Below are 3,852 nucleotides of genomic sequence, written 5' to 3' on the forward strand. Positions count from 1 at the left end.
TTGAATCCGTGATTCCGGATGGATTTAAAGAATAATCCCAAACGACTGCAGCAGCTACTACAGGCCCGGCTAAACATCCTATTCCAACCTCATCGAGGCCGGCGATAGCCCGAACACCTTCGCCAAGCAATCGTCTTTCAAGTTTGGAAAAATTCCTGAGAACTCGAGCATAATCGCCACTCATAGGTGGAGTTATACGCGCCTTTCTCTAATTCTCGCGGCCTTACCTATTTTCTTTCTCAGATAGTAGAGTTTGGCTCTGCGAATTCTGCCCATTTTAACTACTTCGATTTTGACCACATTAGGCGAATGAAGTGGAAATACCCTTTCTACTCCAATTCCACCGGAGATTTTGCGCACCGTAAAGCTTTCGTTTGTTCCGCCACCTTTACGTCCGAGAACCACTCCCTGAAAAATCTGCACTCTTGTTTTCTCGCCTTCGACAATGCGAACATGAATCTTAACGTTATCTCCCGGGCCGAAGGTCGGTGTCTCCTCCCTGAGATAGGCAGCTTGGACATTTCTAATGATTACATCTGACATATTCTTCTCCCAATCTTAATATTTCTTTCAAAATCTATTTTCCTTCAAAGCGCCCAAGTTTGAGCGATTCTATAAAAGCTTGTTCATCTCTCGGAAGCTCCACATTCCCCAACGCTCCGGGATGATTACGGAGTGTGATTTCTAGAGACTTCCGTCTTTTCCAATTCTCGATAACGGCATGATTCCCAGAAAGCAATATCTCAGGAACCCTGTAACCCCGAAACTCCCGAGGTCTCGTGTATTCCGGTGCGGAAAGAAGCCTCCCCGGAATACTATGAGAATCGGTTTCCGCTGATTCGAGATCGCCTAAATAGCCCGGGAGAAGCCTGACTACTGCATCGACAACTGCTAGCGCGGCAATTTCTCCTGAACCAACAACAAAATTGCCAATAGATACCTCTTCAGCATCGAGTATCTCGCCGACTCGCGCATCTAGACCTTTGTATCTACCACAAATAATAGTCAGATACTCCAGATTACTAAACTGCTCCGCATTTTCCTGCTCAAAGAGCTTGCCTCTCGGACTCACAATCACCTTCTTTCCTCGAAGGTAATCCTCGCCCAACGATTCAACCGCTTCAACCACCGGCTCCGGTTTCATCACCATTCCGGAACCACCACCGAAAGGAATATCATCTGCGGTTTTATGTTTGTCAGTCGTGAAATCGCGAATATCTATCATCTCAAGATCGACAATGCCTTTTTCCGCCGCTTTTTTGAAGAGACTTTCATTCGAATAGGCCTTGAAAAGCCCTGAAAAAAGCGACACTATGGCGATTCGCAAGACAATACCCCAACGTAAAAATTACACGATCGATTTCGACTTATCCGGTTGAGAAGAATCTAACTCTCTTGCTCTTCGGTTTCCTGGTTTTCTTCGATCTCGGGTTCCTCGGAAACTTCCTCGACCGGTTCGGGCTCGACCTCGACAACAGGGGCTTCCGCTTTAACCTTCTCTACCTTCGGTTTTACTTGCTTTTCGATAGTGTCGGCTTTGGCGAGATTCCGCGCCGAAGCGATAATCGCCGCCCACACACCCTTCTTCTTCAAAAGGCTTTTAATTGTATCGGTGGGCTGTGCGCCGCGCGAAAGCCAATATTCGAGCCGCTCTTTGTTAAATTCGACCTCTGCAACCTCTGTTATCGGATTATAATAACCAATAATCTCGATAAACTTACCGTCTCTTGCATTACGAGAATCTGAAACCACGATCCGATAATGGGGTTGCCTTTTCTGTCCACCCCTCTTTAATCTTATATGGACCGCCAAAACTACACCTCCAAATATATTAAATATTTAATATTTAAAATCCTGTCATCGGGAAAGAGGGCATTTTGCCCTTTTTCATCCGCTTGAACATCTTTTTCATTTCAAAAAACTGCTTGAGCAGTCTATTTATCTCTTGCACCGAATTGCCGCTACCTGCGGCTATTCGCTTCCTTCGGCTACCGTCTATTATCGATGGGGTCGCTCTCTCGATCGGAGTCATACTACTAATAATAGCTTCGATACGCGCTGTAGCCTTTTCATCTATTTTCAAACCGGACAGCATATTCTTTTTAAGTCCGGGTATCATGGAAAGAATATCCTCCAGGGGCCCCATCTTCTTCAGTTGAGCCAACTGCTCGCGGAAATCGTCGAGGTTGAACTCGTTTTTTCGGAGCTTCTTCTCAAGCTTTCGCGCCTTTTCCTCATCAAACGAAGCCTGTGCTTTCTCAACTAACGACACGACATCGCCCATACCGAGTATTCGACCGGCCATTCTGTCGGGATGAAACTTTTCTAAAGCGTCGGCTTTTTCGCCAACCCCAACAAACAGTATCGGTTTACCTGTCACTTCGCGAAGGCTAAGCGCTGCGCCACCGCGTGCATCACCATCGAGTTTGGAAAGAACAAATCCATCAACAGCCAGTTGCTCCGAAAAAGCCTCTCCAACTGTTACAGCTTCTTGACCCGTCATAGCATCCAGAACAAGCAGGACAAGGTCGGGATCCATTCCGCGTCTGAGATCGTCCGCCTCGGCCATCATTTCTTCATCGATATGAAGCCTTCCGGCTGTGTCGAGGATAAGCAGATTTTTGCCATTTTGCCTGGCATAATGCGCTGCCCTTTTCGCGACATCGAGTGGCGTTTCACCCTCTTTAAAAACCACAGTCGGGAATCCAGAGTCTTGGCCGACGATCTCCAGTTGCCGAGCCGCTGCTGGTCTATGTATATCGCAAGCGACAAGCAACGGGTTAAAACCGCGCTTCTCGAAAAACTTCCCGAGTTTGCCAGAGGTTGTCGTTTTTCCAGATCCCTGAAGACCCACCATCATTATTGTGGTAGGTGTCTTATATGGCAAATCGATATCGCGCGCTTTTCCGCCCAGAAAATCCACAAGTTCATTGTGAACTATTTTTACAACCAATTGCCCGGGCGTTATCGAGGATAAAACCTCTTCACCGATAGCTTTTTCTTGAACGTTGTTAATGAACTTTTTTGCGACTTTAAAATTAACATCTGCTGAAAGCAAAGCCCTGCGGACTTCTTTAAGCGCGTCGCGTATATTATCTTCAGTCAGGCGTCCGCGGGATGTCAATCCTTTGAATACCTGTTCGATTTTCTCTGTAAGTTGCTCAAACATCGAATAATATAGAATTACCTATCAAAATAAACAGCAAAAAAACGCGCTTCGACTGCTCGAAGCCGTTTGATGTGCTAATATATTTGCTTTTTCATATAAATCAAGCATTAATATTAGTATAATGATAAATGGATTTTTGGGATTAAATTTTTATTCATGAGAGAGATTCTTATTTGATCTTTTAGCATCTTTGTTATGAGTCGCCTCATATCATAATTTGTTTTTCCATCCTATCGAGCACTCCGCCCATAACTCTACAATATACATTACAATATACATTATTTCCGCCCGTTTCCGAGATAACATAAATTAAACCTATGGAAAGAACGAATATTATTTTAAATACACTATCCGTTTCGTAATCGTTTCATTGACAATCATCGCCCGGACAAGATAAACGCCGCTGGCGACCATCAGCGGGCATTGCCAGATGCCTGTCGCCGCTGGCGACCGGGAATCCATCCCGTAGAGGCGGTTCGAGAACCGCCCGCAATAAAAAAAAGGGCGCGTCTCCGCGCCCCTCTAATTCCCGTAGAGGTTCGATTAATCAAACCCCCACATCATTCTTCATTATTAATTATTAATTCTACCTCACTTGTATTCTTCCCCCACGACCTCCGTCCAATCCCCGACTTCCTCGCCGTTGCGAGCGCGAATCTGATACCAGTATTTCATTCCCGGCA

Annotated in this window: 5 protein-coding genes; all 5 read right to left on the bottom strand. The window is 45.6% G+C overall.

All coding sequences use genetic code 11. The features are described 5' to 3' along the window. On the bottom strand, window positions 1–184 hold a 184-nt coding region (locus tag KAH81_08340), incomplete at its 3' end, for a hypothetical protein (protein ID MCK5833663.1). Between the two features lie 8 nt (window positions 185–192). Further along, window positions 193–543: a 50S ribosomal protein L19 gene (gene rplS / locus KAH81_08345; protein ID MCK5833664.1), complete on the bottom strand. Its 351-nt coding sequence runs from the start codon at window positions 541–543 to the stop codon at window positions 193–195. Window positions 544–577: 34 nt separating this feature from the next. Further along, the gene (trmD, locus tag KAH81_08350; GenBank protein MCK5833665.1) at window positions 578–1,327 is read right to left on the bottom strand and encodes a tRNA (guanosine(37)-N1)-methyltransferase TrmD; all 750 of its coding nucleotides are present in this window, start codon (window positions 1,325–1,327) and stop codon (window positions 578–580) included. A 59-nt stretch (window positions 1,328–1,386) separates the two neighbouring features. Further along, complete coding sequence (rpsP, locus tag KAH81_08355; GenBank protein ID MCK5833666.1) at window positions 1,387–1,812, bottom strand: 30S ribosomal protein S16; 426 nt, start codon at window positions 1,810–1,812, stop codon at window positions 1,387–1,389. 34 nt (window positions 1,813–1,846) lie between these two features. Further along, complete coding sequence (gene ffh / locus KAH81_08360) at window positions 1,847–3,169, bottom strand: signal recognition particle protein (GenBank protein MCK5833667.1); 1,323 nt, start codon at window positions 3,167–3,169, stop codon at window positions 1,847–1,849. Window positions 3,170–3,852 lie beyond the last annotated feature (683 nt).

The sequence above is a fragment of the bacterium genome (assembly GCA_023145965.1).
Lineage (GTDB): Bacteria > UBP14 > UBA6098 > UBA6098 > UBA6098 > UBA6098.

What these genes read in the sequence shown, in the direction of transcription:
- ffh (MCK5833667.1), bottom strand. Translation starts at nt 3,169, where the DNA reads ATGTTTGAGCAACTTACAGAGAAAATCGAACAGGTATTCAAAGGATTG.
- rplS (MCK5833664.1), bottom strand. Translation starts at nt 543, where the DNA reads ATGTCAGATGTAATCATTAGAAATGTCCAAGCTGCCTATCTCAGGGAG.